Annotated in this window: 23 protein-coding genes; 10 read left to right on the top strand and 13 right to left on the bottom strand. The window is 61.1% G+C overall.

From position 1 onward, the window contains the following. Positions 1-39: 39 nt before the first annotated feature. Both GV829_RS05935 and GV829_RS05930 read right to left on the bottom strand, forming a co-directional pair. Positions 40-1,407, bottom strand: coding sequence for an MFS transporter (locus GV829_RS05935; RefSeq protein ID WP_169944858.1), 1,368 nt, complete (start codon positions 1,405-1,407; stop codon positions 40-42). Beyond that, entirely contained in the window at positions 1,404-2,468 is a 1,065-nt protein-coding gene (locus tag GV829_RS05930) for a DUF1838 family protein (protein WP_169944855.1), read from the bottom strand. Before GV829_RS05930 ends, GV829_RS05935 begins: the two co-directional genes overlap by 4 nt. A gap of 200 nt (positions 2,469-2,668) precedes the next feature. On the opposite strand from GV829_RS05930, the gene GV829_RS05925 reads away from it, so the two are divergent. Next, positions 2,669-3,901 carry a class I SAM-dependent methyltransferase gene (locus GV829_RS05925; RefSeq protein ID WP_169944853.1) on the top strand — a complete coding sequence of 411 codons (1,233 nt, stop codon included), beginning with the start codon at positions 2,669-2,671 and terminating at the stop codon, positions 3,899-3,901. Then, entirely contained in the window at positions 3,898-4,263 is a 366-nt protein-coding gene (locus tag GV829_RS05920; RefSeq protein ID WP_246203080.1) for a hypothetical protein, read from the top strand. The genes GV829_RS05925 and GV829_RS05920 overlap by 4 nt, the downstream gene beginning before the upstream one ends. A gap of 6 nt (positions 4,264-4,269) precedes the next feature. On the opposite strand, the gene GV829_RS05915 is transcribed toward GV829_RS05920, so the two are convergent. Further along, a complete protein-coding gene (locus GV829_RS05915; RefSeq protein WP_246203078.1) occupies positions 4,270-5,265 on the bottom strand; it encodes an alpha/beta hydrolase family protein in 996 nt (331 codons plus the stop codon). A gap of 77 nt (positions 5,266-5,342) precedes the next feature. Between GV829_RS05915 and GV829_RS05910 the strand changes: the two genes are divergently transcribed. Further along, a complete protein-coding gene (locus tag GV829_RS05910) occupies positions 5,343-6,449 on the top strand; it encodes a DUF3089 domain-containing protein (protein WP_169944851.1) in 1,107 nt (368 codons plus the stop codon). Positions 6,450-6,547: 98 nt separating this feature from the next. Here GV829_RS05910 and GV829_RS05905 read toward each other — a convergent pair whose 3' ends face one another. Continuing rightward, complete coding sequence (locus GV829_RS05905; protein WP_169944849.1) at positions 6,548-6,976, bottom strand: CBS domain-containing protein; 429 nt, start codon at positions 6,974-6,976, stop codon at positions 6,548-6,550. A gap of 167 nt (positions 6,977-7,143) precedes the next feature. On the opposite strand from GV829_RS05905, the gene GV829_RS05900 reads away from it, so the two are divergent. Both GV829_RS05900 and GV829_RS05895 read left to right on the top strand, forming a co-directional pair. Beyond that, entirely contained in the window at positions 7,144-7,440 is a 297-nt protein-coding gene (locus tag GV829_RS05900) for a hypothetical protein (RefSeq protein ID WP_169944847.1), read from the top strand. Continuing rightward, positions 7,437-7,853 carry an acyl-CoA thioesterase gene (locus GV829_RS05895; RefSeq protein ID WP_169944845.1) on the top strand — a complete coding sequence of 139 codons (417 nt, stop codon included), beginning with the start codon at positions 7,437-7,439 and terminating at the stop codon, positions 7,851-7,853. Before GV829_RS05900 ends, GV829_RS05895 begins: the two co-directional genes overlap by 4 nt. A 44-nt stretch (positions 7,854-7,897) precedes the next feature. On the opposite strand, the gene GV829_RS05890 is transcribed toward GV829_RS05895, so the two are convergent. The 5 genes from GV829_RS05890 to phbB all read right to left on the bottom strand — a co-directional run bounded on the left by GV829_RS05890 (position 7,898) and on the right by phbB (position 12,987). Further along, positions 7,898-8,290 (bottom strand): response regulator, encoded by a 393-nt coding sequence (locus GV829_RS05890; protein ID WP_169944843.1) that lies wholly within the window; start codon positions 8,288-8,290, stop codon positions 7,898-7,900. Next, positions 8,290-10,788 carry a tetratricopeptide repeat-containing sensor histidine kinase gene (locus GV829_RS05885; protein WP_169944841.1) on the bottom strand — a complete coding sequence of 833 codons (2,499 nt, stop codon included), beginning with the start codon at positions 10,786-10,788 and terminating at the stop codon, positions 8,290-8,292. The genes GV829_RS05890 and GV829_RS05885 overlap by 1 nt, the downstream gene beginning before the upstream one ends. After that, the gene (locus GV829_RS05880) at positions 10,785-11,663 is read right to left on the bottom strand and encodes an EAL domain-containing protein (RefSeq protein WP_169944839.1); all 879 of its coding nucleotides are present in this window, start codon (positions 11,661-11,663) and stop codon (positions 10,785-10,787) included. The genes GV829_RS05885 and GV829_RS05880 overlap by 4 nt, the downstream gene beginning before the upstream one ends. Before the next feature lie 305 nt (positions 11,664-11,968). Next, a complete protein-coding gene (locus GV829_RS05875; RefSeq protein ID WP_425505446.1) occupies positions 11,969-12,181 on the bottom strand; it encodes a ribbon-helix-helix domain-containing protein in 213 nt (70 codons plus the stop codon). A gap of 83 nt (positions 12,182-12,264) precedes the next feature. Next, positions 12,265-12,987, bottom strand: coding sequence for an acetoacetyl-CoA reductase (gene phbB, locus GV829_RS05870; RefSeq protein ID WP_169948012.1), 723 nt, complete (start codon positions 12,985-12,987; stop codon positions 12,265-12,267). 183 nt (positions 12,988-13,170) lie between these two features. Here phbB and GV829_RS05865 point away from each other — a divergent pair, with 183 nt between their 5' ends. After that, positions 13,171-15,810, top strand: a complete 2,640-nt coding sequence (locus GV829_RS05865) for an EAL domain-containing protein (RefSeq protein ID WP_169944834.1) — start codon at positions 13,171-13,173, stop codon at positions 15,808-15,810. Positions 15,811-15,852: 42 nt separating this feature from the next. Here GV829_RS05865 and hemH read toward each other — a convergent pair whose 3' ends face one another. The 4 genes from hemH to GV829_RS05845 are packed head-to-tail and all read right to left on the bottom strand — an operon-like array spanning position 15,853 to position 20,626. Further along, the gene (gene hemH, locus GV829_RS05860) at positions 15,853-16,854 is read right to left on the bottom strand and encodes a ferrochelatase (protein WP_169948010.1); all 1,002 of its coding nucleotides are present in this window, start codon (positions 16,852-16,854) and stop codon (positions 15,853-15,855) included. 47 nt (positions 16,855-16,901) lie between these two features. Then, positions 16,902-19,199: a xanthine dehydrogenase family protein molybdopterin-binding subunit gene (locus tag GV829_RS05855; RefSeq protein WP_169944832.1), complete on the bottom strand. Its 2,298-nt coding sequence runs from the start codon at positions 19,197-19,199 to the stop codon at positions 16,902-16,904. Beyond that, entirely contained in the window at positions 19,196-19,624 is a 429-nt protein-coding gene (locus tag GV829_RS05850) for a CoA-binding protein (protein WP_169944830.1), read from the bottom strand. Before GV829_RS05850 ends, GV829_RS05855 begins: the two co-directional genes overlap by 4 nt. 3 nt (positions 19,625-19,627) lie before the next feature. Then, positions 19,628-20,626 (bottom strand): Mrp/NBP35 family ATP-binding protein, encoded by a 999-nt coding sequence (locus GV829_RS05845; protein ID WP_169944828.1) that lies wholly within the window; start codon positions 20,624-20,626, stop codon positions 19,628-19,630. 115 nt (positions 20,627-20,741) lie between these two features. On the opposite strand from GV829_RS05845, the gene hflK reads away from it, so the two are divergent. The 4 genes from hflK to GV829_RS05825 all read left to right on the top strand — a co-directional run bounded on the left by hflK (position 20,742) and on the right by GV829_RS05825 (position 26,134). Further along, positions 20,742-21,800, top strand: a complete 1,059-nt coding sequence (gene hflK / locus GV829_RS05840) for a protease modulator HflK (RefSeq protein WP_169944826.1) — start codon at positions 20,742-20,744, stop codon at positions 21,798-21,800. Further along, positions 21,800-22,657: a protease modulator HflC gene (gene hflC, locus GV829_RS05835; protein WP_169944824.1), complete on the top strand. Its 858-nt coding sequence runs from the start codon at positions 21,800-21,802 to the stop codon at positions 22,655-22,657. Before hflK ends, hflC begins: the two co-directional genes overlap by 1 nt. A gap of 161 nt (positions 22,658-22,818) precedes the next feature. Further along, on the top strand, positions 22,819-24,381 hold the full coding sequence (locus GV829_RS05830) for a trypsin-like peptidase domain-containing protein (protein ID WP_169944822.1): 1,563 nt from the start codon (positions 22,819-22,821) through the stop codon (positions 24,379-24,381). 115 nt (positions 24,382-24,496) lie between these two features. Beyond that, positions 24,497-26,134, top strand: a complete 1,638-nt coding sequence (locus GV829_RS05825) for a helicase HerA-like domain-containing protein (RefSeq protein WP_281356194.1) — start codon at positions 24,497-24,499, stop codon at positions 26,132-26,134. Positions 26,135-26,181 lie beyond the last annotated feature (47 nt).

Below are 26,181 nucleotides of genomic sequence, written 5' to 3'. Positions count from 1 at the left end.
AATGCCGCCGGTTGGATATGTCAGCCACAGCCTTTGCCGTCATGCCGGATTACGCCGGCTCCACAGCCCGAGCAGCAGGGCTCCACTGAGATTAAGCAGCGGCGGGATCAGGCCAAAGGCAATGGCGACACCCAGCAAGGCCGTCTCGCTTTGCGGTGCGCCGCTCATGGCGGCCTGTGTATCAAAACCAAAGGCCGAGAGGGTGAGGCCAATCAGCAACGTTCCGCCAAGCGCAAAGGCTATCTTGTCGGCCGCTACCCAAGCAGCCGAATAAAGACCTGCATTGCTTTCATCCTCCCCCGAAATGTCGGCAAGCATCGAAAAGCTGGTCATGGCCCAGCCTGAATTGCCAATCGCCGCAGCAAAGGACAAAAAGACCGCAAAGCCGACACCGGCATCCGCGCTGACCATCCATACCAGATAGCTCAGCGAATAAATGATCGAACCGGCAACATAGCCCTGGACCTTGCCAAAACGTCCGGCCACCCAAACCCACATTGGCTGGGCGACGATGATGCCAGCGCATGCGGCGAGCACGATGAGCCCGACAACAGTGAGGGCATCGGTCCGACCCATATTGTAGCTGAGGAAGTACATCAGCGCGGCATACCCCATGCCACTGCCGATCAGTTGCAGCAGATTGGCGGTGAACAATGTCCTGAAACGGGGCCGCCAAAGCACCGCCGCGACTTGCCGGACGGTCATGCCGGCGATGCGGACATTGAGTGTCTCAGCGACCGGCGCTTCGGACATCCGGGCGGTACTGAAAAAGGCGATCAGCAGCGAGATGGGACAGAGCACGGCCAGCACTATCGCCATGCTTTCATAGCCTTCCTGACCGCCGCCAAAGCGTTCGACCAGTGTCGGTGCCAGTGCGCCGGCGACCAGCACGCCGATGGCGGTAAAGACCAGTCGCCAGGCCATCAACAGGGTTCTGTCGGTTGATGTGGACGCCATTTCCCCGGCCATGGCCAGATAGGGCACGGAAAAGCTGGCGAAAACGCCCATGTAGAGACTGAACGCGACGACAACATAGCTGATGCGCAGCGCGTCACTGCCCTCGGGCACGTGAAAGAGCAGGATCATTGCCAACGGGGCCAGCACAGCCCCGATGAGCAACCACCAGCGGCGGGCGATCCGCGCCTTCCAGCGATCCGAAAGGATGCCGACAACCATGTCACTGCCAATGCCAAAGACAAATTTGGGGACAAAGATGGCTGCGCCGGCGATGCCGACATCAATGCCCACCACCGTTGACAAAAAGAAGAGAAGCAGCAGCGACGGCACATCGCGGAACACCTGCCCCGCGATCTGCCCGACGCCATAGCCGACATAGGCGAGCCGGTGGCCCTGCCCGCGCCCCTGCGGCTTGACAGCAGCCACCAGTGTCTCGCCCGTCACGGTCATCCACCCCGCGGCGGCATGGGTGGCAACTGCGGCGGAGGTGGGGGCTGCGGGGGTGACCAGCCCGCCGGAACAGGGGCCGGTCGTTGTTCACGCGCATAATGTTCAAGACTGGAAAGCGAAGGGCCATAATCCTCGGTCGGCGCTTCGAGGTAGCCGGGATTGATGGCGCGTGCCGCAGCAACCAGATCGTCAGGCAAGTCGGCGATACCATTGGTCATGGTGGCAAAGCTGGCGAAATAGTTGATGAACCCCGGGGCCTGGCCCATCAGCATCCATGGCAGCCATGGCGTGATGCGCGACCAGCTGCCGGTCACCGGCAATGCGGTGAGACGGCGGTTCTCAATGTCTGCCCGTTTGACGAAGAACAGGAAATGTTCGGAAACCCGGTTGAACGTGCCGGCAGATTCGCGGGGCCACTGGCTGGGCTGCAGGGCGGCCGGGTAGAAGAGGTCGATGCCGGTCTCGAGGATCAATGTGCCGTCCGGTCCCTCGCTCCAGTCGAGCAGGAACGGCTCCGGCGGGCGCGTGTCACGGTTCAACCCGCCGTAGCTGGGCGGCTGCGGCTTGGTGTCGCGAATGTCATAGTTGAACGGATCATTGGCGATTGGCACCACCCGCACATCCTCGTCGGTGTAGGGGTTGCGCCAGCTTTCCATGATCCGGCCCGTGGCGAGATCGCGATAGAAGACGACTTCCTTGAGGACCCGGCGCCAATTGCCATCCGGCAGGCGCAAGGTGCGCACCACGGAAAAACCGTCCATCTTGAACAGCGGGCGGACTTTTTCATTGTCCCGGACGCCATAGACCTTGCCGGTTATGCGGCTGACTTTCTGCTTGGTTACGTCAAGCTCCCCATCGATACGGGCATAGGTGTCGCGGTTCCATTGCGGATTGGCAAAGTCGATGCGGCTGACAAAATCGATTCCGCGGCTGGACGAGTGTCGGCGAGATGTGGCGCCCGCCTCCGTCGCAAAAAGCCCGCTGGTGGCGGCTGTGGCCAAGACGCTGGCACCAAGTCCGAGGCTTTCGCGCCGCGACAGGCCGGATTTCGAATCGTCCATTTTGGTCTCCTCAGGCGGGACAAATCACATGGATGGCCATGTGCAAGACCCGGTTGACTTGAGGATGACCGACCGCAGGTCAAGGCGTAGCGGCCTTGGACTGACTATCCGCCTTTTGGATAGCGCCCCCGCCGGTTGTGCAGTGCGGCCTGCCGCCTATATCATTTAGGTCGAGTTCCCCCCACTCGGAGACTGACACTATGCTCAATACGTTTCAGCAAGGCCACCACGACATGCTGCCGACCCTGACGCATGATGAAGCGTCGCGGCAGGAGTTTGCCAAAAGCCTCAAAGGATTCATCCAGCAGCGGTTGCTGCCGGGCCTGCAACCCGTGTATCGCCAGCGCGTTGCCCGCGCCTTTGAACGCGAACACGGCCGTGCGCCGCAGGATCGCAGTGACATCCGCCACGGCATGGTCAAGGACAGCTATTTCCAGCTCTATGCCGCGATCAACAGGATCGCGCAGGAGCTGATCTGGGAAACCACCAACATCAGCGTCGAGCGCGAGCTGCCCGAATTGATCGAACGGGCAAAGGCGCTGTCCGCGAGCACGCCCGCGAAGCTCGATATTCCGGAGGGCTTTGTCCCGCCGCGTTATGTTTCCGCTATCGACATCCACTGCATGCCCGGTGGCTATTGCAGCGAGGTGACGAAGGACGACGTCGCTGCCGGTATCCTCTATGACCGGGGTGTCCACCTCTATGCCATGGGTTATGGCGGTCCTCATAATGACGACATGGGCCGTTCAGTGTGCAATTACCTTCGGCGCAACATGCCCGATTTCAAGCCGCGCCGCATTCTCGACATGGGGTGCACGGTCGGCCATTCGACCCTGCCCTACAAGGAATATTTCCCGGATGCCGAAGTATGGGGCATCGATGTAGGCGCGCCGGTGGTCCGCTATGCCCACGCCCGGGCCGTTGCGCTTGATCGCGAAGTCAACTTTGCCCAGATGAACGCCGAGGAAACGCGTTTCGAGGATGGCTATTTCGATCTGGTTGTCAGCCACATCCTGCTGCACGAAACCAGCGGCAAGGCGATGCCGCGCGTGTTCGAGGAATCGTCCCGCCTGCTCGCGCCCGGCGGATTGATGATCCACGCCGACCTGCCGCCATTTGACCTGATGGATCCGTTCACCCAGTTCATTCTCGACAATGAGACCTGGTACAATAACGAACCCTTTTGGGGCGCGATGCGGGACATGGACCAGATCGCCATGGCCAAAAAGGCGGGATTCCGGCACGACAGCATCCGGTTTGATACCGCGCCAATGGCGGTGATGGAATTCGCCGGCAATGGCGGAGATGGCTATGATGCGGCAACGACCGAAGCCGTGGCCGACCGTGAGTTCACCGCGGGCGAATTCGCCCCTGGCGGTGGTTGGGAAGTACTGATCGCGCAAAAGCCGGTCGCCCAGGCGGAGGCTGCATGATGAACCCGGCACAGGATCGTCCGCACGTCATCAAGGACGCCAAGGGCAAGCGCCCGCAATTCTTTCCGAATGACGGGATAGACCAGTTGATGTCCATGGTCATGGTTCTCGCCAATGAGATTAACGTCCTGCACGACCGCATTGATGCGGGCGAGCGGGTGGCAAAAGCCCATGGCATCGATCTCGCGCCTGGCATTGATGCACTTGTGCTTGATCCAGCAGCGCTAGAAGCGCGCGAGGCGTGGCGCCAGGATTTCCTCGAAAGGCTCTTCTATCTGGCTCGCAAAGAGGCATCCGAAGCGGCTGCCGCCGACAGCGAGGACAAGTATCGCGAAACAATCGCCGAGATCGCGGTCAACTGACCGCGCTCAGCGGCGCAGCAATTGCACCGGTCCGCTGGCGCTCATCCGTGCATCAAGCGCACGGCGGGCCCGGCGGCGGTTGCGGGCAAAGCCCTCGATCAGTTCAATGGAAATTGCGGCAGCCTGCGCCAGTTCGGCCAGTTGCGGCGGACCGGGCAATTCCGGGCGGCAGATGGCCCCCTTGAAATAATGATCAACCCCGTCGAGCACGAGGGCATAGCGGTTGCCACCTGCGGCAGGGGCTTCCCATGCGACGAGATGGCCGCGCCAGTCGCTGGTTCCCGGTGGCATGTCGTCGGTACCGGTCTGGATCAGGGCGGGCACCGCCAGCGGCGCAAAGGCCGCGGCATCGACAAAGCCGGGGATGGGTGCGGGCGGAGAGAAGGCGACAACGGCCTGCACCCGTGGATCACGCAAGGGCGTTGCAATGCCGGGTGGCACTGTTGGCGCGGCCCCGCCCAGCGCCAGCGCCATCAACCCGCCATAGCTGTGTCCGGCGGCAACATAGCGCTCTCGCCCATGGTGCTCGGCCAGCGCCCGCATGTCGGCAATCCTCGCTGGCCAACTTGCGGCGGGCGAAAAGCGGTCACGCTCGGGGTGGTCGGTTGAATCAACGTGCAATGGCGCGTGGACCATATAGCCGGCAGCAACCCAATGCTGGATCAAATGCTCATATTTCCACGGTGCCGATGCGGCACCATGGGAAAAGAGGATGGTCGCGCGGGGACGCCGATGCGTGGGAAGCCACGACCAGATGGTGACAGGACGGCCGTCGGCCAGCACCAGTTCACTGGTCAAACCGGTTGATGCCTGTCCCTGCCCTGTCGCGACCTGCGAGGCCCGTCCGGCCCGGGCCGTGACAAGCGAGATGCCGGCAAGCGACAGGCTGCCAAGAACTATGGTCCTTCGATCTGCGATATGCGTCATGATGCCATTGTTACCGACAAAGCCCTGTTCGCCAATGGTCAGGGCCGCCCGTCCACCCAGCGGATAGTATGACATGGCGGTTGCAGGCCGTCCGCCAATTCTGTTTGCATGGCTGAAGGCGGGATGAACCTGCCCGCGCTGGGGAGCCCGCCATGCCCGTGACGACACTTCGCCTTGCCGCCTTCGCCCTGTTGCTGGGCGCGGCACCCTTGTCAGCCCAGAACGCCCCTCTACCATCGCCACCGGCTTTTGCTGACCAGCCTGCGCCCCCTGCCCCTGATTATGCCGTGCCGACCAGTTGGGCGGCGCGACCCGGAGCGCCAGGAGCCAGTGTTTCGCGCCCGGTCAACGCCAGTCGCCCCGCGCGCCGTCCCGATGCCGATGTCTTCTACATCCACCCGACGACATTCCGCAGCCCTGATCGCTGGAATCAGGATATCGCCGATGTCGGGGTCAATCGCTGGACCGACGCCAGTGTCATCGCCCGGCAGGCCGGTGTATTCAACGGCTGTTGCCGCATCTTTGCCCCGCGTTACCGTCAGGCCTCCTTCCTTGCGACAGCCGACCGGATGATGACCGGTGATGGTGGTCGCGCCTATGCGCTGGCCTATTCGGATGTGCTGCGCGCCTTTGACCATTATATGGCGAACGACAATCATGGCCGGCCCTTCATCATCGCCGGCCATAGCCAGGGGGCGGAAATGGCCCGCAGGTTGCTGATCGACCGCATCGACGGCCAGCCGGCCGCGCACCGCATGGTCGCTGCCTATGTCATCGGGTTGGACCTGACGGAGGGCGATTTCGGGCGAACCTATCCGCACCTGCTACCCTGCAGCGCACCTGCGCAAACCGGCTGCGTGCTGGCATGGAATGCCATGACAGCGGACGCTGACCTGACAGTGTTCCATCGCTTTTCCGGGGCTCGCTATGCTGCTCGTTACGGCACGGACGAAGGACGGACGCCGCTGTGCGTCAATCCGCTCAGCTGGCGGCGGGACACTGTCGCCGTGGCGCCCTCCGCCAATCCGGGATCGGTGCCCGGAGCACCGGGCGAAGGGGCTATGCAGCCGCTTCGCCGTGGTTTGGCCGGCGCGCGCTGCGACAGCGGCTTTCTGCTTGTTGACCGTGACCCTTCACTGGGGCTCGACGCGCTCGGCGGCGGCGTTTTGCACTATCATGAGATTGGTCTGTTCTACGCCAGCATCAGGGCCAATATCGCAACACGCATCCGCGCCTGGCAACGGCAGAATCGACGCTGATAGAGAGTAGACCGGAAACTGGCCGGGCTGCCGGTAACGCTATGCCATATCCCCCACAGGGTTGCGGGACCAACGATCGCTCAACAAAAGGACGGGCGCTAACTCCCCGCAATATAATCCCGCATCGCCGCGGCTTCGGCCTCGATTGATTCGATCCGGTATTTCACCAGATCCCCGATTGAGATGAACCCGACCAGCGCGTCGCCCGCGACCACCGGCAGGTGGCGGATACGCCGGCGGGTCATCAGCGACAGGGCGCCGAGGATCGGCGTGTCCGCGTCGATGGTGATAGCCGGCGCTGTCATGACATCGCGGACCAGCAGGCCGAGGGCATCGCCGCCATGCGCGTTGAGGCAGTGGATAACATCACGTTCGGAAAAAATGCCGATCACCCGCTCACCGTCCATCACCGGCACCGCGCCGATTCGCTGTTCGGTCAGGCGACACACCACCGCTGTCACCGATTCGCTGCCCTCTGCCGTGTGAACGGGGCCGTTCCGGCCCGCCAAAATCGCCCGTATCGTCATTGTGCCTGTCTCCCTGCTGCGCTGGAGCCTTTTGCGGGCGGCAATGCTGTCGCCTTGCCACTGACAGGCTAACATGATGCGCGGACATGGCAAAATCCCCTGTTGCCGGGCGCAAACGAAGGCAGGGCGCTTGCTCCTTCGCCCGCTCCGGGCCTATGAGGACAGGCATGACCCTGCCCTCGAATCTCGATGATCCGGATGTCTCCGGCTATGCTTGGCGACGCTATCGGCGGCTGATGTGGTGGATGGCCAGTGCCGCATCCGTTGCCACGGTTATCGCCATCATCATCCTCCACATGCGGAACCCCGACGCCAGCGTGCACCTCTATATCGCGGCGGCGGGCGGCGTGTTCCTTTCGGTCATGCTGGGTGCGGCACTGATGGGCCTTGTCTTCCTCTCCTCCGGTACCGGTCATGACGAGGCGATCGAGGACCGGCTGGAAGAGGAACGCAACAAACCATGAGCGGCAACCCGCCGGCACCGGCCGTGCCCAACCTCGTCCATGACGGGCGGGACCCCATACTCAGGGTCGTGCCCCGGCCGGGGGACATCAACAATAACGGCCATATCTTTGGCGGATGGGTGCTGTCCCAAATGGATATTGCCGGTGGTATTGTCGCCTCGCGCATTGCCAATGGTCCCTGCGCGACCGTTGCCATTGAATCGATGGCCTTTATCGCGCCAATCCTGCTTCAGGACCTGATCTCGGTCTATGCCTCGGTCGAACGGCGCGGGCGCACATCGCTCGCCATCCGCATCGATGTAGTGGCCACCCGCAATCGGGGAGAAGTCGATGTGCCGGTGACGAGCGGCGTCTTCACCTTTGTCGCCCTTGATGACAACAAGCGGCCAAGACCGCTCGATCCGGTGGAGTAGGGGCCGCTTCCGGCGCACTATCAGCTGGACGACAAGGTCGTCGATCAAGCCAGCGGCTGGTCGGGATCGCTGCGATCAACGAACAGGGCGGCAATGCTGTCAAACAGCGATTGCATGGCAATCGGCTTGAACAGGACCGCATCAGCCCCTGTTTCGAGGCATTCCTCCTCAAGGCCCGGTGAGGCATCGGCGGTCACCACGATGATGGGAATGTTACGCAGATGATCGCTGCGTCCCCGCAGGGCACGGATCACATCAAATCCGTCCATTTCCGGCATGCGCAGGTCGAGCAGGACAATGTCGAACTCTTCGCGTTCCAACCGGGCTATGCCGGCGCGACCGCCATCCGCCTCGGCCAGTGGCAGGCCGGCAACGTGCAGCATGTCGCGGACAACACGACGGTTCATCGCGTCATCTTCTATGAACAAAATTCGCATTACATCCCGCTCATGGCGCGTGACCGACGCTTGTTCCGATTGGCCCCAGCATCCGCGTTGGCCCTTGTAAGGCCTTGATGCAAGCTGCAATTACCCTGACCATTGGTTTCGCGCTCGGCGGCGGCAGCGCGGATCGCGGCGGCGACCGAATTGCGGGCGAATTCCACCTGCACCGACTGTGCAGCGATCTGTTCAGGCACGACCTCGTCCCCTTGACCAGCAATTATCATGCGCGCCAACGGGTTGGTCCCGCTTTGGTTACACGCTTCGACCAACTTGGCCATGGCCCGGACATCCACAAGGCATAGTTTGCCCGGATCACTCGCCAGCATGGCGATTTGTTCCGGCGCGTCAATGATCACTGCTGTGAGGCCGGCATGGCGCACCATTGCCGCCAGCAACGCAGCCCGCAGCGGGTCCGGCGCGACGACGATAATGTCCTCATCGCGTACCAATTCCCCGCTCGACTCACCCCCCAGCCCGGGTACGAATAGTGGCTCTACCTCGGCCTCTACTTCCTGCCACGGCAGCGACACAGTGAAGCGCGACCCCTCGCCAACAACGCTCTCGACGCCGATGTCCCCGTCCATCGCCCGCGCCAGTTGCCGGCAAATCGCCAGGCCCAAGCCGGTGCCTCCAAACTGGCGCGTCCGCGTCCCATCAACCTGACGGAACATGTCGAAAATCGCCTCATGCCATTCGGGCGCAATCCCGACCCCTTGGTCGACAACACTCAACAGCAACCGCTGCCCGCCATCATCCTCAATGCGCGACAACTCGACACGCACGGACCCCTCGTGCGTGAACTTCAGGGCGTTGCCCACAAGGTTGAACAATATCTGCGTCATCCGATCAGGATCAACCAACAGTCGGCCTTCAGGCATAGTGTCAGCATCAAGGTGCAGGACAATCCCTCGTTCCAGCGATTGCGCCTCGAACAACCGGATGACTCGCGCTGCTAGCGACACCACGTCCGTTGGTCGCGGCGTGATGATGAAACTGCCATGCTCGATCTTGGCAACATCCAGAATGTCATCGACCAACGTGCGCATCGTAGTGCCAGCATCATGCACCAGGTCGACCTGATTGCGCAGCCGATCCGACAAGTTTGAGTCGGCCAGCATGATCTGGGTCATGCCCAAAATCCCGTTGAGCGGCGTGCGAAGTTCGTGACTGGTGGAAGCGAGGAATTCAGCCTTGGCAGCAAGGGCCCGTTGCAGGTGACCGTTCGCTACAGCCAGGTCCGCTCGGTCGCGGCGCGCCCGGTTGCGGCTGCGAATCGCCAAAATGAGCAAGGCAAACAACAATGACAGGGCCACAAGGCTCCCGAACACTGAAACGAGAGCCACGTTGCGCTGATACTCGATTGCCTTTTGGCGCTGCTGAGCCTTCAGTCGAGCAATGCGCGCATCTTGGGCGGCAAATTGGAACTGCGCTGCGATAACCGCAGCGCGGTTCGACGCCGTAATCTGAGCGTCACTTTGGTCCAAGCGACGAACCGCTTCCAACTGTTCAAGCGCGCGGCGACTGTCGCCTATCCGCGCATAAATTTCGTGAGCGATAACGTGGACTTTGCCAAAGCTCGATGTGGTTGTGCCGCTGTCAATGCCCGATAGTGCCTGATCAATTAACTCTCGAGCTTGCCGCAGCCGGCCCTCTTTTAGAGCCAGAAATGCCTGGAAAGCGAAAATGTCGGATCGCTGCGCTACATTTGAGTATGCGGCAGGCCGCCCGATATCATCTAAAGTTGCGCGTGCAAGATTGAGTTGACCAGACCATAGGGCTGACATAGTGATGTTCAGCCTGATACGTGTTATTACGCTCGGCGACCCAATTTCCTCGGCAGACTCAATCGCTTTCAGAAAACTTGAGATAGCCTCTACGTGCCTCTCCCCATTTTGGTAGGCCACGCCCTGATTGTTATAAAGACTCATCAGAAACGCGGGATCGCCCTCATAAGTCTCTTGAGCCATCTTCAGGTAATTTATGGCGTTCTCGCTGTCGCCCACCGCAGCATATAACTCGCCCAACGACTGTAAAGCCAAGGCATGCCCTCGATCATCTGAAAGGGCGATGAATCGCTGCTGAGCTTGCCTATAAAATTGAAGCGCGGAACCTAGGTTACCTGCGGATCGGTCCATCGCTCCGCGCAGCAATTGAACGTAAGCAAGCATTCGGCTTGAAGCGCCCTCGCTCCGCGCCATCCGCTCAACCCTTGCCAGCAATTCCCGAGCTTCATCGGTTTGTCCCAAGCGAAACTTGGCATTGGCATTGACCCACAACGCTTCAGCCAATGCGTCACCATTAGCGGCTCGGTAATCCCCGGTTAAACTCCTGATCCGCTCCCGACTGTGAGAATCTGCAATTTCAGGATTAGTTGCCAATGGCAAAGACATTTCAGTCAAATAGTCTCGGCCAATGCCCTCAGCTGACGACGGCAACGCAGCAAATGTCAGCAAAAAAAACAGACACCCGCGCCAGAAATCTCTGCGTGTCATGCACGCTTCCAAATTTTACTGTCGCGTAGAGCTCTGCTATCAGGTGGGACAGCAATGGAAGCAGGGTTGAACGTGGCCAAATAGCGAATGAGAGCTTGCGGTGCCATTGGGCGACCAATCAAATAGCCCTGCATCATGTCGCAACCCATGACAGTGAGCAGCGCATGTGCGGCAGGCGTCTCGACACCTTCTGCGGTAACGGACATACCTAGTGCGTGAGCGAGGTCGATTGTTGATCGGACGATCAAGGGGTCACGGTGACTAGTCCCAAGGGAGGTCACGAAGCTCTTGTCTATCTTGAGTTCATCAGCCTCGATCCGTTTGAGATAGGTGAGCGATGACAGGCCGGCTCCGTAATCATCAATTGCAATGCACAGGCCAGCTTCGCGCAACCGTCGGATGTTGGCAAAGGCAATCTCGGGATCGGCTATGACCGAACTTTCCGTTACTTCGATGCCAATGTCCACTCCTGGCCCCATTGCCAGCGAGCACAAAGCGGCAACTGTTCGCTCTTCAGTCAACAACTGAGCGGAAAGATTGACAAACACCCTGAGTGAGATGCCCTGGCGCCGCATTTCGAGCTGATCCTCAATGGCACGCTCAATGGTCCAAAGTGTCAGTTGGTTGATGGTACCCGACGATTCGCATTGCTCGATAAATCGGTCAGGAAGCATCATCCCTAGGCGCGGGTGGTCCCAACGAACCAGTGCTTCCACACTATCGATAACGCCACGGCGGGCATGCAATTTGGGCTGGTAATCCAGTCTAAACTCGCCCCCGAGCAATCCGCGGCCGACCTCCCCGCGCGCATAGGCCTCAGGACCTGCCGAATTGGAAGGCTGCTGCGATTTAGACGGTCGGAACGGAGGCAACATAGTGCCTGATTGCCGGAACTAGGTGAACATATGTTTAAGTGTGTTTTCTTTGTTTCATCAGGAGACAGTGACGGAGTTGCCATTTGGTTAGCAACAGATTAACATTAGCGCGCAACCAAAAAAGGGAGCGCAATAATGTTGTCGATTCTGGCCGAGGCCTTTTTCCGCCCCGGCAAAGACCAAGCGGGTGACACCATTCCTCCGGTTTGAACCGGAAGATATTGGACCCATTGCGTGATCTTACACGCTGGAGATATCAGTTGGGGTGCTTGGCAACAGGCACCCCAAATTGTTGCTCCCGGATTCTATTGATCTTGGGTAAGAGTCATTGCCCGGCTAAACAGCCACTGCCGGATCGCGCTGGCGAGGTTGGGCGACGGCGCTTGCGCTAATCGCTCGGCATCTATTCGGGCTACTAGCGCATTGGTTGGCAAGTTCAGTCTTTCGGCTTCTCTAACCAATGCACGCCAGAATAGCGGCTCAATTCGTAATGAAGTGGCATGACCGGCAATTGTCACGCTAAATTTGGCAGCAGGCTGGAAAATTTGTCTGGTTGTTTCCGGCACACCGTCACCCACCCCTGAGCCCCATCTTTCGTCCTTCAATACATATGCTGACCGCCATTGATCGACAGGGTTGATCCGGTCAGAAACCCGGCATCTTCAGAGCAGAGAAATGCAACGCCGCGGGCAATTTCTTCTGCTTTGCCCAGTCGGCCAACGGGTATTTTCGCCACAATTTTCTCCAGCACCGTTTCCGGAACTGCTGCAACCATATCCGTATCGATATAGCCAGGCGCAAGTGCGTTGACCGTTACGCCGAATTTTGCACCTTCCTGAGCCAGAGCTTTGGTGAACCCGTGAATGCCTGACTTTGCCGCAGCATAATTGACCTGACCATATTGCCCGCCTTGGCCATTGATTGAACCAATGTTGACAATTCGGCCCCAGCCGCGGTCCCTCATGCCGCCAAAGACGGCTTTCGCCATGTTGAAGCAGCCGCCTAGATTGATGCGGATGACATCTTCCCACATGTCGAGCGACATGCGTTGCAGAGTCGCGTCACGGGTGATGCCCGCGTTGTTGACGAGAATGTCAACGGGCCCGAGATCGGCGGCGACTTGTTCGCAGCCTTCCTGGCAAGCGGTATAATCACCGACATCCCAGCGGTAGACCGGAATTCCGGTCCGCTGGCTGAAAGCTGCTGCCTTTTCGTCATTGCCCGCATAGTTCGCAGCAACGGACATCCCCGCCTGTTGCAGCGCCAGGGAGATGGCCTCGCCGATTCCGCGAGTTCCTCCAGTGACGATGGCTGTTCTGGTCATGCCTGACTCCGCTGCAATTAGACGATCAGTTAGAGCCACTTTTCGTAGCATGGGGATGAGGCCATGCAAGTTGCCGGGAACGTAAGGAGGGTCGAGTCAAGGCACGGAACCACAAAGAAAATAGGAAGAGTGAAGTCGTCATTAAGCCTTGCTTTGGAATTTGGTGGCACAAGGCCCCCAGCTATGAAGACCAGGCTCCATCTTTCAGACGATCACGCCGAGGAACGAGGCGGGCGGCAACGCTCCGCCGGCCTGTCCGTGCAACTCGGCATCGCTCCGAGCAACGTCGCTTTTGACAGCGAGGCACTCGACACAAGAATTGCCAGTTTTGCCAGGCTTTGGCCCGTTATTGTGATGGCATCGGTGCTTAGCGTGGCGCCAACGATGAGCTGGATTGCCAGTCAAGCGGGCGGCATGATCACGCTGATCGCCATGGCTGTCCTGGCCATCATCCCCTTTGTCATATTCTATGTCGGCCCGGTCCGTCGGATTCAACCACACCTGCGAATCATCGCGCTGGCCCTGGTCAGTGCCGCGCTGGGTGCAGGCTGTGGCCGCCTGGCCATCGCCATATCGACAAGCGATTCCTATTCTGCGGCCCAGCTGCTTTTCATCTGCGCGTCCGGCTTTGTCATCATGGGGGCACTGGCGCGGCTGCCGGTGACGATGCTGACCTTTACCACCGCATTGATCGCGATGGTGGTGATTTCGCTGCAATCCTCGCTGGCATTGATCATCCTGATGCCGATGGAATTGTGCACCCTGCTGGTTGCCATTGCATCGGCCCGCTCGGATTTCAGCCAATCGCGATCCCTGTGGAAAGCGGAACTCGAAGCAAGCCGGCCCGCCCGCCTGCTCGACGAGCTGGAGAACAGTGGGTCCGCCTGGTTCTGGGAAACCGACCGGCGCGGCCGCATCCTCTATCTGTCAGCGCGAATCGCGACGGCGCTGGGCAAGCGCCCGGAGGACATGGTCGGACGACCGCTTGCCAGCATCGCTGCGGAAGCCAAGGACGGCAACAGCGCCACGGTCGGCGAACGGACAATTCCCTTCCTGCTATCGACCCAGACCGCCTTTTCCGACCTGTCGATTCGCGCTGCCAGCAATGACGAGCGCTGGTGGTCGGTTTCCGGTCGTCCCGTCTATGACCGGTTCAACCAGCTGCGCGGATTCATCGGCACAGGCACCGATCTGACCGAAATCCGCCGGTCCGAGGCAGAAGTCGCACGCCTGGCACGATTTGACGCATTGACGGGCCTCGCCAACCGCGCCGAAATCGGCAACCTGTTGCGACAGGCGCTGTTGGGTCAGGGCGGCGTCACTCGCCCGGCGGCCCTGTTCCTGATCGACCTCGACCGGTTCAAGAATGTCAACGATACGCTTGGCCACCCGGCCGGAGACGCCTTGCTGAAACAGGTGTCGCAGCGCCTGACCAACGTCATCGGATCCCATGGCCATGTTGGCCGCCTGGGCGGCGACGAGTTCAAGGTTGTATTGCCGGGCAAGTCGAGCCGGTCACAGATCGAGGCCTTGGCCAAGGCACTGATTGAATCCGTGTCCCGGCCCTATCTGATCGAGCGCAACCAGGTGTCGATCGGTGCCTCGGTGGGCATCGCCATTGCCCCTGACGACGGGCGCAATGACGAGGAACTGACGCGCAATGCCGACTTGTCGCTCTATGCAGCCAAGGCTGCTGGTCGCGGGGTCCACCGCTTCTATGAGCCGATCATGCATGCCGCCGCTGACCGGCGCCATATGCTGGAACAGGATCTGACCGAAGCGGTCGAACGCGACGGGTTGCGTCTGGTCTATCAACCGGTGGTTTCCTGCAAAGGCGAACGTGTGACCGGCTTCGAGGCCTTGCTTCGGTGGAATCACCCACTGCACGGGCCGATCTCGCCCGGCGAGTTCATCCCCATAGCCGAAGAGTCGAGCCTGATCGAACGGGTCGGCGAATGGGTGTTGCGCAAGGCCTGCGAAGAAGCCGCGCGATGGGCCATACCAGCGCGTGTTGCAGTGAATGTGTCACCGACCCAGTTTGCCAATCCGGCCTTCCCCAATCTGGTGGCACAGGTGCTGGCGCAAACCGGCCTGGCCCCGCAACGGTTGGAACTGGAGATCACCGAAGGCGTTTTCATGGCCGAAGGCAGCAACGCCGAACGCCAGTTCGAAACGCTGAAACGTATTGGCGTGCGCCTTGCCCTCGATGATTTTGGCACCGGTTACTCATCGTTGGGCTATTTGCAGCGCGCGCCGCTCAACAAGATCAAGATCGACCAGAGCTTTGTCCGCGGTGCAACGCGTGGCGACAATCAGAATGCGGCGATCATCAGGTCGATTGTCACCCTGGCCGAGGCGCTGGGCATGGAAACCACAGCCGAAGGCGCGGAGACCGAGGACGAAATCGAACTGATCCGCCGACTTGGCTGCTCGCACATTCAAGGTTTCTATTACGGGCCACCATTGGAAGTCAGCGAACTGATCAACAAGATGGGTCTGGACGGCAACGCCGCCAACAAGGTTGGCCACAAGGTAAGCCGCGCACCGCGCCTGACCGTTCTGCGACGCGCCCAGTTGATGATCGATGGCAAACCGGTGATGGTGCGTATGCGCAACATTTCCGAAACCGGGGCGATGATCGAGATGGCCGGGTACATTCCGCCTGGAACAACAGGGCAACTGGCCATCCAGGACGGACCTGTTCTCAATGTCCGCTGTGCCTGGTGGTCCGAACAGAAGTGCGGTCTTGCGTTTGACGCGGCCATAGATCTTGGCTGGCTGGCAGCGGCACAACAGCAGCGGTTGGCCGGCGCGACTGGTTGACAATGGGTTGATCTGACCGGCCGGCCCCGGAAGGTCTGCCGGTCAGCCTGCAAACCATCCCGACACTTCGCGCCGTACCAGTTTTTCCAGCATATCCATGCCGGCATCACTGTCATTGAGGCATGGCAGATAGGAAAAATGGCTGCCGCCGGCTTCCAGAAACTGTTCGCGTCCGCGAATGGCGATTTCTTCCAGCGTTTCGAGGCAATCGGCGGAAAAGCCGGGCGAGACAACCGCAATGCGCCTGACGCCGTCACGGGCAAGCTGTTCGAGCGTATCGTCGGTCGCGGGTTCCAGCCATTTGGCCCGGCCAAAACGTGACTGGAACGCTACATCAACCGGCCGACCCAGGGCTTCTGCGAGGAGCCTTGCCGTTTTCCGGCAGTGGCAATGATAGGGGTCGCCCAGATCAAGGGTTCGTTGAGGCATCCCGTGGAAGCTGGCAAGCAGCCGCTCAGGTTCGAAATCAAGCGCGGCCAGATGACGCCGGACCTCAATCACGAGGGCATCGATATAGGCCGGGTCATCATAATAGGGAGGCAATGTCCGGATGGCCGGTTGCCACCGCATCTTCGCCAGTTCGGCAAAGGCGGCATCATTGGCTGTGGCTGTCGTCGCGCCGCAATATTGCGGATAAAGCGGTGCGAGCAGAATGCGTTCACAGCCATGTGCCTTCAGCCAGGCAATTTTCTCTCCGATACCCGGATTACCATAACGCATCGCATAATCGACCACCAACTGTTCCCCCATCCGCGCCTGAAGCGCGCGGGCTTGCGCCTTGGTAATGCTGGCCAGCGGCGATCCATCCGGGCCCCAGACTTCGCGATAGGCAGCGGCGGATTTGGCCGGGCGCACATTGAGGATGATCCCTCTCAGGATCGGTTGCCAGAGCAAGGGCGGGATTTCCACAACACGCCGGTCTGACAGAAATTGGGCAAGATAGCGCCGAACGGCACCGGTTTCGGGTGCATCAGGCGTCCCGAGATTGGTGATCAACACACCAATTTTGGGGGATTGTACCGCCGGATGGCCCGCAGGCAGCATGGGGCCGTTGGCACCAGCGGGGGCCGAAGGAAAATCTGAAGTGTGAGTCATGGGATGGGTTTGACACTCAGGGGTAGCCGGCGCAGTCGCTGACCGGTCACGGTGAACAGGGCATTGGCAATGGCCGGCGCGACACCGGGAACGCCAATTTCTTCAAAGCCGCCGGGCGCACGGTTGCTGGGCAGCAATTCGACGGTGATGGCGGGCATCTGGCCCAGATTGGGAAGGCCGATGTCCCGCAGAGTGCGCGCATTGGCCAGACCGCGCCGATAGCGGGTCGTGGCCCCGACAGCCGCCGCCAGACCAAAGACGATGCCACTTTCTATCTGTTGCCGGACAATGGCGGGATTAAGTACGCGGCCGACATCCGCAGCGGCGACGATTCGTTCGACAACCAGACCGGAAGCCCCGGGACGGGCCACCGCCATCAGGGCAATATGGCTGCCACGCATCGACAGGCAAGCGAGGCCCTGGCCCGAGCCGGCCTCTCCCCCCGACCAGCCGCCAATTTCGGACGCGCGTTGCAGGCAGCGGGCGAGTTCAGGCTGCTCGCCCAGCATGGCGATACGAAAACCAAAAGGATCAGTACCGGCGGCACGGGCCAGTTCGTCGACAAAGGCTTCGGTAAAGAAGGCGGTATAGCTATCAGCATTGGCACGCCATTGACCTGACGGGATTGCCGTGTTGACGGGCAAATGGTCGATCGCGACATTGGGGATGAGATAGGGCGGTCTGGCGCCGTTAATCGCCGCAGCATCTGCCTTGCCAGCGGCCTCTTCCATCGCGTGTTGCGGGCTGAGCCCGTCGAGGCGGCCATGCCATTCGTGTCGACTGGACGGGGTGGCAATGGCCGCGTGCCAACCGTCGATTGTGGTACCCGAGGACAGTGTCGCGCTGAGCCGGGCGCGGGCGGGAGCGCGCGGCAGATCGCGCATGATGTCTTCTGTTCTGGACCAGACAAGCTGGATCGGTCGCTTCATCGCGCGGGAAATAATGGCTGCCTGAACGGCGACATCATGTTCAAAGGCAGCATCAAAGCTGCCCCCAGCCGGCATCTGGAAAAGGACCACATCGCCCTCGCCAATACCGAGAGCCCTGGCCACCATCGCCCGGCAAACGCCGGGGGCCTGGCTGGCAACCCAAAGCTGCACTCGACCATCTTCCCAGGCCGCTGTCGCGGTGCGGGTTTCCATTGTGCCATGCAGCGCCGGGGCTACGAGAAATTCGGCAGTGAGCACAGGACGACCGGCAAAGGCATCACTGACCGACCCTTCGTCCACCAAGCGCGATCCATCATATTCGGCAAAGGCCGCCTTGAGCCGCCGATCCGCCACTGCGGAATCACCCCGCTGTCCGTCAGTGGTGAACCGCGGGTTCATGGCGTTGAGCGCCCGTTGCGCCGCCCAGCTATTGGTCGCAACAGCTGCGATCCAACGCTCATGCCGTACAGCGCCAAGATAACCCATCACCGCCCGCGGTGCCTTTCGGTCATAACGTTTGACCCGCGTATCCCCGATCGGCCCCTGACGGATAGCTGCATAGGCCATATCGTGCAGACGGATGTCACCAGCAAAGCTGAACGAGCCGTCGATCTTTGAGGGCAGGTCAAGCCGAGGGGGGGATTCGCCGAACAAAGCACCTGTTCCGGGTGCCCGCAGTGGCGGCCATTCCGGCGGGTCAAGGAGGGCGGCAGCCTCTGCAAGATCACCAAAACGCAGTTTGCGGTTGCGGTTTGTCACAAAACCATCGGCCGCGTCACATTCGTCCCAAGACACGTCCCACCGGTCTGCCGCCGCCATTTGCAACAGGGCACGGGCAACGGCCGCCGCCTCTCGCGCCGGCTGCTCATACTGACGCAACACTGTCGAGCCACCGGTGAGCATGGCACGCGCATCCGCCGCCAGCATTGTCCTTCGCCAGCCACCCATCGCAGAGACCGCTTCAGGCACAAGGCGGCGAGGCATTGCCATCTGTGCATCTTCTTCCAGCAGGAGATCGTTGGCGTAGATGCCGCTGAGCGGGGCGGGCTCCACGGCGACAGTCCGCCAGTCTGCACCCAGCTCGTCGGCCACCACCTGCGCGATCAGGGTGAAACTGCCCTGACCCATTTCCAGCTGGGGCACGAGAACAGTGACACGGCCATCCATGCCGATCTTGAGATAGGGCCCGAGTATCTGTTCACCCGGCGCGGCATTGATCGCGAGGCCGGGCGCGCGTGGCCACACGGCCCAGGCGACAGCCAGGCCGACGGCTGCCCCGCCGCCGATCAGCAGGGTGCGCCGGTCAGGGCGGGGGAGCCAACTGCCCCGGCCGATCGATTCGCGCAGGTCGGAATAGCGGCTCATGCCGGCCCGCTGATCCCGAGGCGGCGGACCTCAATCTTGGGGCAGCGATCCATCACCACCGCCAGTCCTGCCGATTCGGCGCGCGCTGCCGCGGCAGGATCGATCACCCCGAGTTGCAGCCACACGGCACGGGCACCATGGGCAATCGCGGCGTCAACAGCCTCCCCCGCTGCTTCGCTGCTGCGAAAGATATCCACCATATCGACCGGGGTGTCGATGTCGGACAGGGAGGCAACGACCGGCTGGCCGAGGATAGTCTGACCAGTCAGGCCGGGATTGACCGGAATGACCTGCCAGCCATGATCAAGCAGGAAGCGCATGACACCATGACTGGGCCGGTCGGGCTTGATGGAGGCGCCGATCATGGCGATACGGCGGACACCGGTGAGCAATGCGCGCATATCTTCGTCGCGGCTCAACGGCATGCCCTATCCTCCCGCGCTTTGACTGGTGATCCAGCCATCGATACGGGCGGCTATGGCGGTAAAGGGCTCGGCCAAAGATCCGCCCTGCGCTACCGGAGGCACGCCGGCATCGCTTCCGAGTCGGATCGACCGGTCCAGGGGGACCCGGCCAAGGAAGGGCATGTCGAGAGCGGCGGCCTCGCTTTCCGCGCCGCCGTTACCAAACGGATCGCTAACCTCCCCGCAGTGAGGGCAGGCATAACCGGCCATATTTTCAACCATGCCAATCACCGGCACACCCGCATCGCGGAACAGGGTGATGGCGCGAGCGGCGTCGATCAGGGCCAGATCCTGTGGCGTCGAGACGATCACTGCACCGGCAGGTTTGAACTTTTGCAACATCGACAGCTGGATATCGCCAGTGCCGGGAGGAAGGTCGACAATCAGCAGGTCGACATCGCCCCAATGCGCGTCGGTCAATTGTTCGAGCGCCCGTCCGGCCATGGGACCGCGCCAGGCAATCGCCTGACCCGGCTTGGCAAGCTGCCCCATGGACAGGAACGGGATACCGTGCGGGCTCATGACCGGCACGAGCTTGTCGCCCTGCGCCTCGGGCCTTGTGTCTTCGCGACCCAGCAGGCGGGGCTGCGAAGGGCCGTAGATGTCAGCGTCGACCATGCCGACCTTGCGGCCCAGCCTTGACAGGGCAATGGCGATATTGGTGGCGAGGGTCGATTTGCCGACACCGCCCTTGCCGCTGCCGACCGCGATGATAGTGCGCGCCTTTCGCTGTGCTGTCATGGCCACGCGCACATCGGTGACTTCAGGTAACAGCAAAAGGCCATCGCGAAGCTGCGCCGACAGATCTTCGCGGACCGGAGCATCGAGCCCGCTGACATCGAGCGCGACGGTCACGATGCCATCCTGGAGGCGAACCCCGCCCGATCGCCCGCCGGAAAGCCCCTTGGCGCGCTCCTCTATGCGGGTGCGCAGTTCATCATTGCTGTGCGTTTCGGATGTCATATTTGCGCTGTTATAGACCGAATTCGGCAATGCCACTGTTTTTCGCCGCAAGCGTCCCTATAAATGGCTTATGACACGGTCAAGCGAGGGACCGGCGGCCATGCATCCGTCGGCAATGAGCAGTAACAGCCCATGGGGTAGCGGTTCCGGAGAGGACGGCGGCGCTGGTGGCAGCGGCGGTCGGGAGGATAAGGGTTCGCCCTGGCTTCCACCCAGTCATGGCGGCAACGGCGGCAGTGGCGGCGGCGGACCGAAGCGCCCACGCGGGTTCGACGACATGCTTCGCAGGGGTCCATTCGGGCCACAACTGCCAGGCCTGCCTCAGGGCAAGACATTGTGGCTTGCGATCGGTGGCGGATTGTTGGCCCTGTGGGTTCTGTTCACCAGCGTCCATCAGCTGGACCGTCAGGAAGATGGCGTCATCGTCCGGTTGGGCAGCTATTCCCGCACTGTGGGCCCGGGCATCAACTTCACCTATCCGGCGCCATTCGAACGGTTGATCAAGGTCCCGGTCCGTACCAGTCAGACGACCGATATTCCGTCGGGTGATGGTCAGAACCTGATGCTGACTGGCGATGCCAACATCATAAATCTGACGTACACGGTCCGCTGGAGCGTGAAACAGCCCGCCCATTTCCTGTTTCAGCTCGACGACACGACCGGTGCCATCCGGTCGGCAGCGGAGAGCGCGATGCGCGCTACCATCGCCAATTTCACCCTGCAGCAGGCGATCACTACTGGCAAAGGTGACATAGAATTGCAGGTGCAGCAGCGGTTGCAGGCCATATTGGACGGTTATGGTGCCGGCGTGCGCGTGGAAGCGATCAACATTCGCGATTCAGCACCGCCGCAGGAGGTGAAGGACGCGTTTGACAAGGTGAATGTCGCCAAACAGGAAGCGGCAACACAGGCCGAGCAGGCACGCGGGCGGGCGGAACAGGTACGCCAAACCGCAGAAGCGGAAGCGGCATCATTTGACAAGGTGTACGCGGAATATCGGCTCGCCCCCGAGGTCACACGGCGGCGTATCTATTATGAAACCATGGAACGCATTCTGGCACGCGGCGAAAAGACGGTCGTCGATAGCCGTGGCGTAACCCCCTACATGCAGCTGCCCGAAGTACGCCGTGCGGCGCCGGCAGCCGAAGACGCAGCCAATTCGGGAAGACGATAATGGGTATGGTTGATTATGTGACGCGCCACCCGGTGCGCATCGCCCTGTCCCTGCTGGCGTTGGCCGTGATAGCGAGCATGACTTTCACCGTCGTGCCCGAGACGAAGCAAGGCCTGATCCTTCGTTATGGTCAGATCGAGCGGGAAGTGAATCCTTGGTCACCTCGTGAACGCTTTGGCGCCACCGGCGCAGGCCTGGTTGCCCGCATTCCTTTTGTCGAACAGATCAAGTTGATCGACAAGACTGTGATGGGGGTGACGCTGGACAACCAGCCAGTGTTGTCCAGCGACCAATTGTCGATGCAGGTCGATGCCTATGCCCGGTTCCGTATCACCGACCCGCGGCGGATGTACGAAAGTATCAGGGACGAAGAGACGCTGAAGACCCAGCTTGCGACCCTGCTGGGCACATCCTTGCGCAACGAGCTGGGCAAGCGGACATTTGCCAGCCTGTTGAGCCCGGAACGTGGGCAGGTGATGGAACAGATCCAGACAGCACTCGCCCGCCGCGCCACGCGCTATGGCGTCGAGATCATCGACGTGCGGATCAATCGTGCCGACCTGCCCGACCAGTCTCGCGATTCGGTTTTTGCCCGCATGCGCGCCGCCCGCGAGCAGGAAGCGACGGCGATCCAGGCCGAAGGCTATAAGCAGGCGCGGCTTATCCTGGCCGACGCAGATGCCGAGGCTGCCCGCATTTCCGCGGAAGCCTATGGCAAAGACCCGCGCTTCTATGCCTTTTGGCGGGCCATGCAGTCCTATGAGCGGACATTCAACGGTGAAGGCTCGCCAGCGCCCACCTTTGTCCTGCCACCCAATCAGGGCTACCTTTCGGAATTCGGTGACGGTGGCCAGTAAATCGGCGACCGGCACATTGTGTCGGGACGGACTGCGGTTTCAGGGTGTTCACCCTGTTGCCAGCAGTTCATAATCGATCTGCATTAATCAGTGGCCCGGTCTGGCGAACGACCTCAATGTCGGCCTACCGGGAGCCATTGCAAGGAAAGGGATTATCCCCAGTGCGTACCGTCTATGCGATAACTTCGGCCCTGCTGCTGGGTGGATCCGCCCTAGCGCTGACTTCGCAGATGCCGCTCAGCGCGCAGGTTTCTGAACCAGCGACTTCTTCCACCGCGATCGTGCCGCGGGCCGGCGCCCCCACCAGTTTTGCCGAACTGACGGCACAATTGCAGCCGGCAGTGGTCAACATTTCCACTACCCAGCGTGTTCAATTGCCCCGCAATCCCTTTGCAGGAACGCCCTTCGAGAATTTCTTTGGTGGCGGCCAGGGACAGGGGCAAGGGCAGGGACAGGGGCAGCCGCAAACCCGACGTGCCCAATCGCTTGGATCGGGCTTCATCATTTCTGCTGACGGCTATATCGTCACCAACAATCATGTCGTGTCACCTGGCGCCCAGGGCGCGGTGGTCGAGCAGATTACCGTGACCATGCCGGACCGCACCGAATATGTCGCACGGCTGGTCGGTCGTGATCCCGACTCCGATCTTGCCGTGCTGAAAATAGAGGCTCGCAACCTGCCGCATGTTGCGTTTGGCGATTCCACAAACGCCCGCGTTGGAGACTGGGTGATTGCGATCGGTAACCCACTGGGCTTTGGCGGCACGGTGACTGCCGGGATTGTTTCTGCCCTCTATCGCAACGTAGGCCCGGCTGGCGTCGGCTCAGGTGGCGCCTTTGACCGGTACATCCAGACCGACGCCGCGATCAACCAGGGCAACAGCGGCGGACCGCTGTTCGACATGGCGGGCAAGGTTATCGGGATCAATTCGGCGATCATCTCCCCCAACGGTGGCAACATCGGCCTGGGTTTTGCCATCCCGTCCGAGGTTGCCGAACCCATCGTCCGCCAACTGATTGCCGGCCAAACCATCCAACGCGGGTATCTGGGCGTTGAGCGGGGACCGCTGACCGAAGACCTGGCCAATGCGCTGGGCATAAGCCGTGAACGCGGCGAATTCATCAACCGGGTGCTACCGGATGGAGCGGCGGATCGCGCCGGGATCCGTGCGGGTGACGTTGTGGTCAAGATCAATGGTCAGGATGTGACCCCGGACAACAACCTGTCCTATATCGTTGCCAATATCCGGCCTGGCACCCGTGTGCCGATCGAACTGTTGCGCGATGGCCGACGGATGACAGTGACGGCGGTGGTAGCCGTTCGCCCGTCAGCCGAAGAACTGACGGGCCAGCAGTTCGACCCTGAAGCACAACAGGAATTTGACCAGCAGCAACAGCCGACCGAAACCGGTGATGCCTTGATCCGCAGCGAGTTGGGTCTGGTGACGCAGCGCATCACCCCAGACATTGCCCGCGCCATTGGCGTGGACAGCAATACGGTGGGCGTTGTCATTGCAGCTGTTTCGGGATCATCCGATGCCGCGTCCAAGGGACTGCAGCGGGGCGATGTGATCCTGAATGCCCATGGTCGACCCATTGCCAACAATGCTGATCTGGCCAACGCAATTGCCGAAGCGAAGCGCCAGGGACGGACCGCCATATTGGTGCAGGTGGTTCGCCGTGGCATCCGCCCGCAATATATTCCGCTGCGGCTGGGTAACTGACCGGCAGCAAAGGACCGCCCGCAAGCGCGCTTGATTTGAATCGCGTCAAGGGTCAGGACTGACGGGGCGGGTCGGCAACGATCCGCCCTTTTGGTGTCGCAATGCAACAACTGCGCTGGGGAGCAGCAAGACCATGACCGATACAGGGACTATGAACAACGACATCTTCATCGGCCAAGGAGGCGGGCAACGACAGGTCATCAACCTGCGGCGGGCGAATCGGCATGGACTGATCGCCGGTGCGACCGGAACCGGCAAGACGGTGACGTTACAGGGTCTGGCAGAGAGTTTCTCGGCCATCGGCGTCCCGGTCTTCGTTTCCGACGTGAAGGGCGACCTGTCCGGCATGGCGCTCGCGGGAACACCGACAGGCAAGTTGCACGAGATTTTTGCGGCGCGGGCTGCCGAGATTGGCCAAAGCGACTGGGCCTATCGTGACAATCCCGTCACCTTTTGGGACTTGTTCGGCGAGCAGGGTCATCCCGTGCGGACCACCATTTCCGAAATGGGGCCCTTGCTTCTCGCCCGGTTGCTCGGCCTTAACGAGACGCAGGAAGGCGTTCTGTCGATCGCCTTTCGCATCGCAGACGAACAACAGATGCTGTTGCTCGATCTGGGCGATTTGCAGGCGATGCTGGCCTGGTGCGCCGAGAATGCAGGGGACCTCGCCACCCGCTATGGCAATGTCACCAAGGCCAGCGTTGGCGCAATCCAGCGGCAATTGCTGACATTGGAAGATCAGGGCGGCGACAAGTTCTTTGGCGAACCCGCGCTCGACATCATGGACATGATCCAGTGCGACGATCAGGGACGCGGGGTCATCAACATCCTCGCCGCTGACAAGTTGATGGCCAGTCCCAAACTTTATGCGACATTCCTGCTGTGGCTCATGGCGGAATTGTTCGAAACCCTCCCCGAAGTGGGTGACCCGGACAAGCCAAAGCTGGTGTTCTTCTTTGACGAAGCCCATCTGTTGTTTGATGAGGCCCCTTCGGCCCTTCTTGACAAGGTGGAGCAGGTTGTCCGGCTGATCCGATCCAAGGGGGTAGGTGTCTATTTCGTTACGCAGAACCCGATTGATATTCCCGACAGCGTTGCCGGGCAGTTGGGCAACCGCATGCAACACGCCCTGCGGGCCTTTACACCGCGTGAGCAAAAGGCGATCAAGGCGGCCGCCGAGACGTTCCGCGCCAATCCCAACGTCGATGTCGAAGAGGTGATTACCCAGCTCAAGGTGGGTGAGGCCCTGGTGTCGACACTGATGGCCGATGGCGCCCCGTCGCCAGTGGAACGCACGCTGATCAAGGCGCCCGCGAGCCGTGTGGGGCCGCTCGACGAACGTGAGAGGGCGATCATCCGGTCAACCAGCCTGGTGGGTGACAAATATGACCATGTCATCGACCGCGAATCCGCCGAAGAGTTGCTGGCGGCCAAGGCTCAGGCCGCTGTCGCTGCTGCAGAGGAAGCCGAAGCCGCTGAGGAGCAGGCCAAACTGGATGCCGCCAGAGCCAAGGAGGAGGCCAAGCTGGCCGCCCAGCGCGAGCGCGAGCGGCTCAGGACCGAGGCGGCAGAAGCCCGCGAGCGGGAGCGGGCAGAAAGGGCTGCCGCCCGTGAGGCTGCCAAGCCCTCAATGACTGAAAAGATAGTCCAATCGGCGGCGCGATCTGCCGCCAGCTCAATCGGACGGCAGGTGGCAGGCAGCCTCGGCCGATCGCTGGTGCGCGGCATATTGGGCAGCCTGTTGGGCAAATGAAGTCGGTACTGCCGGGGAGACGATTGATATTGCTCGACGCTGCCCAT

Origin of the sequence: Sphingomonas lacunae, assembly GCF_012979535.1 — a bacterium.
Lineage (GTDB): Bacteria > Pseudomonadota > Alphaproteobacteria > Sphingomonadales > Sphingomonadaceae > Sphingopyxis > Sphingopyxis lacunae.
Note: the sequence above shows the minus strand (reverse complement) of the source record. Positions and strands in the feature narration are given on the sequence as shown.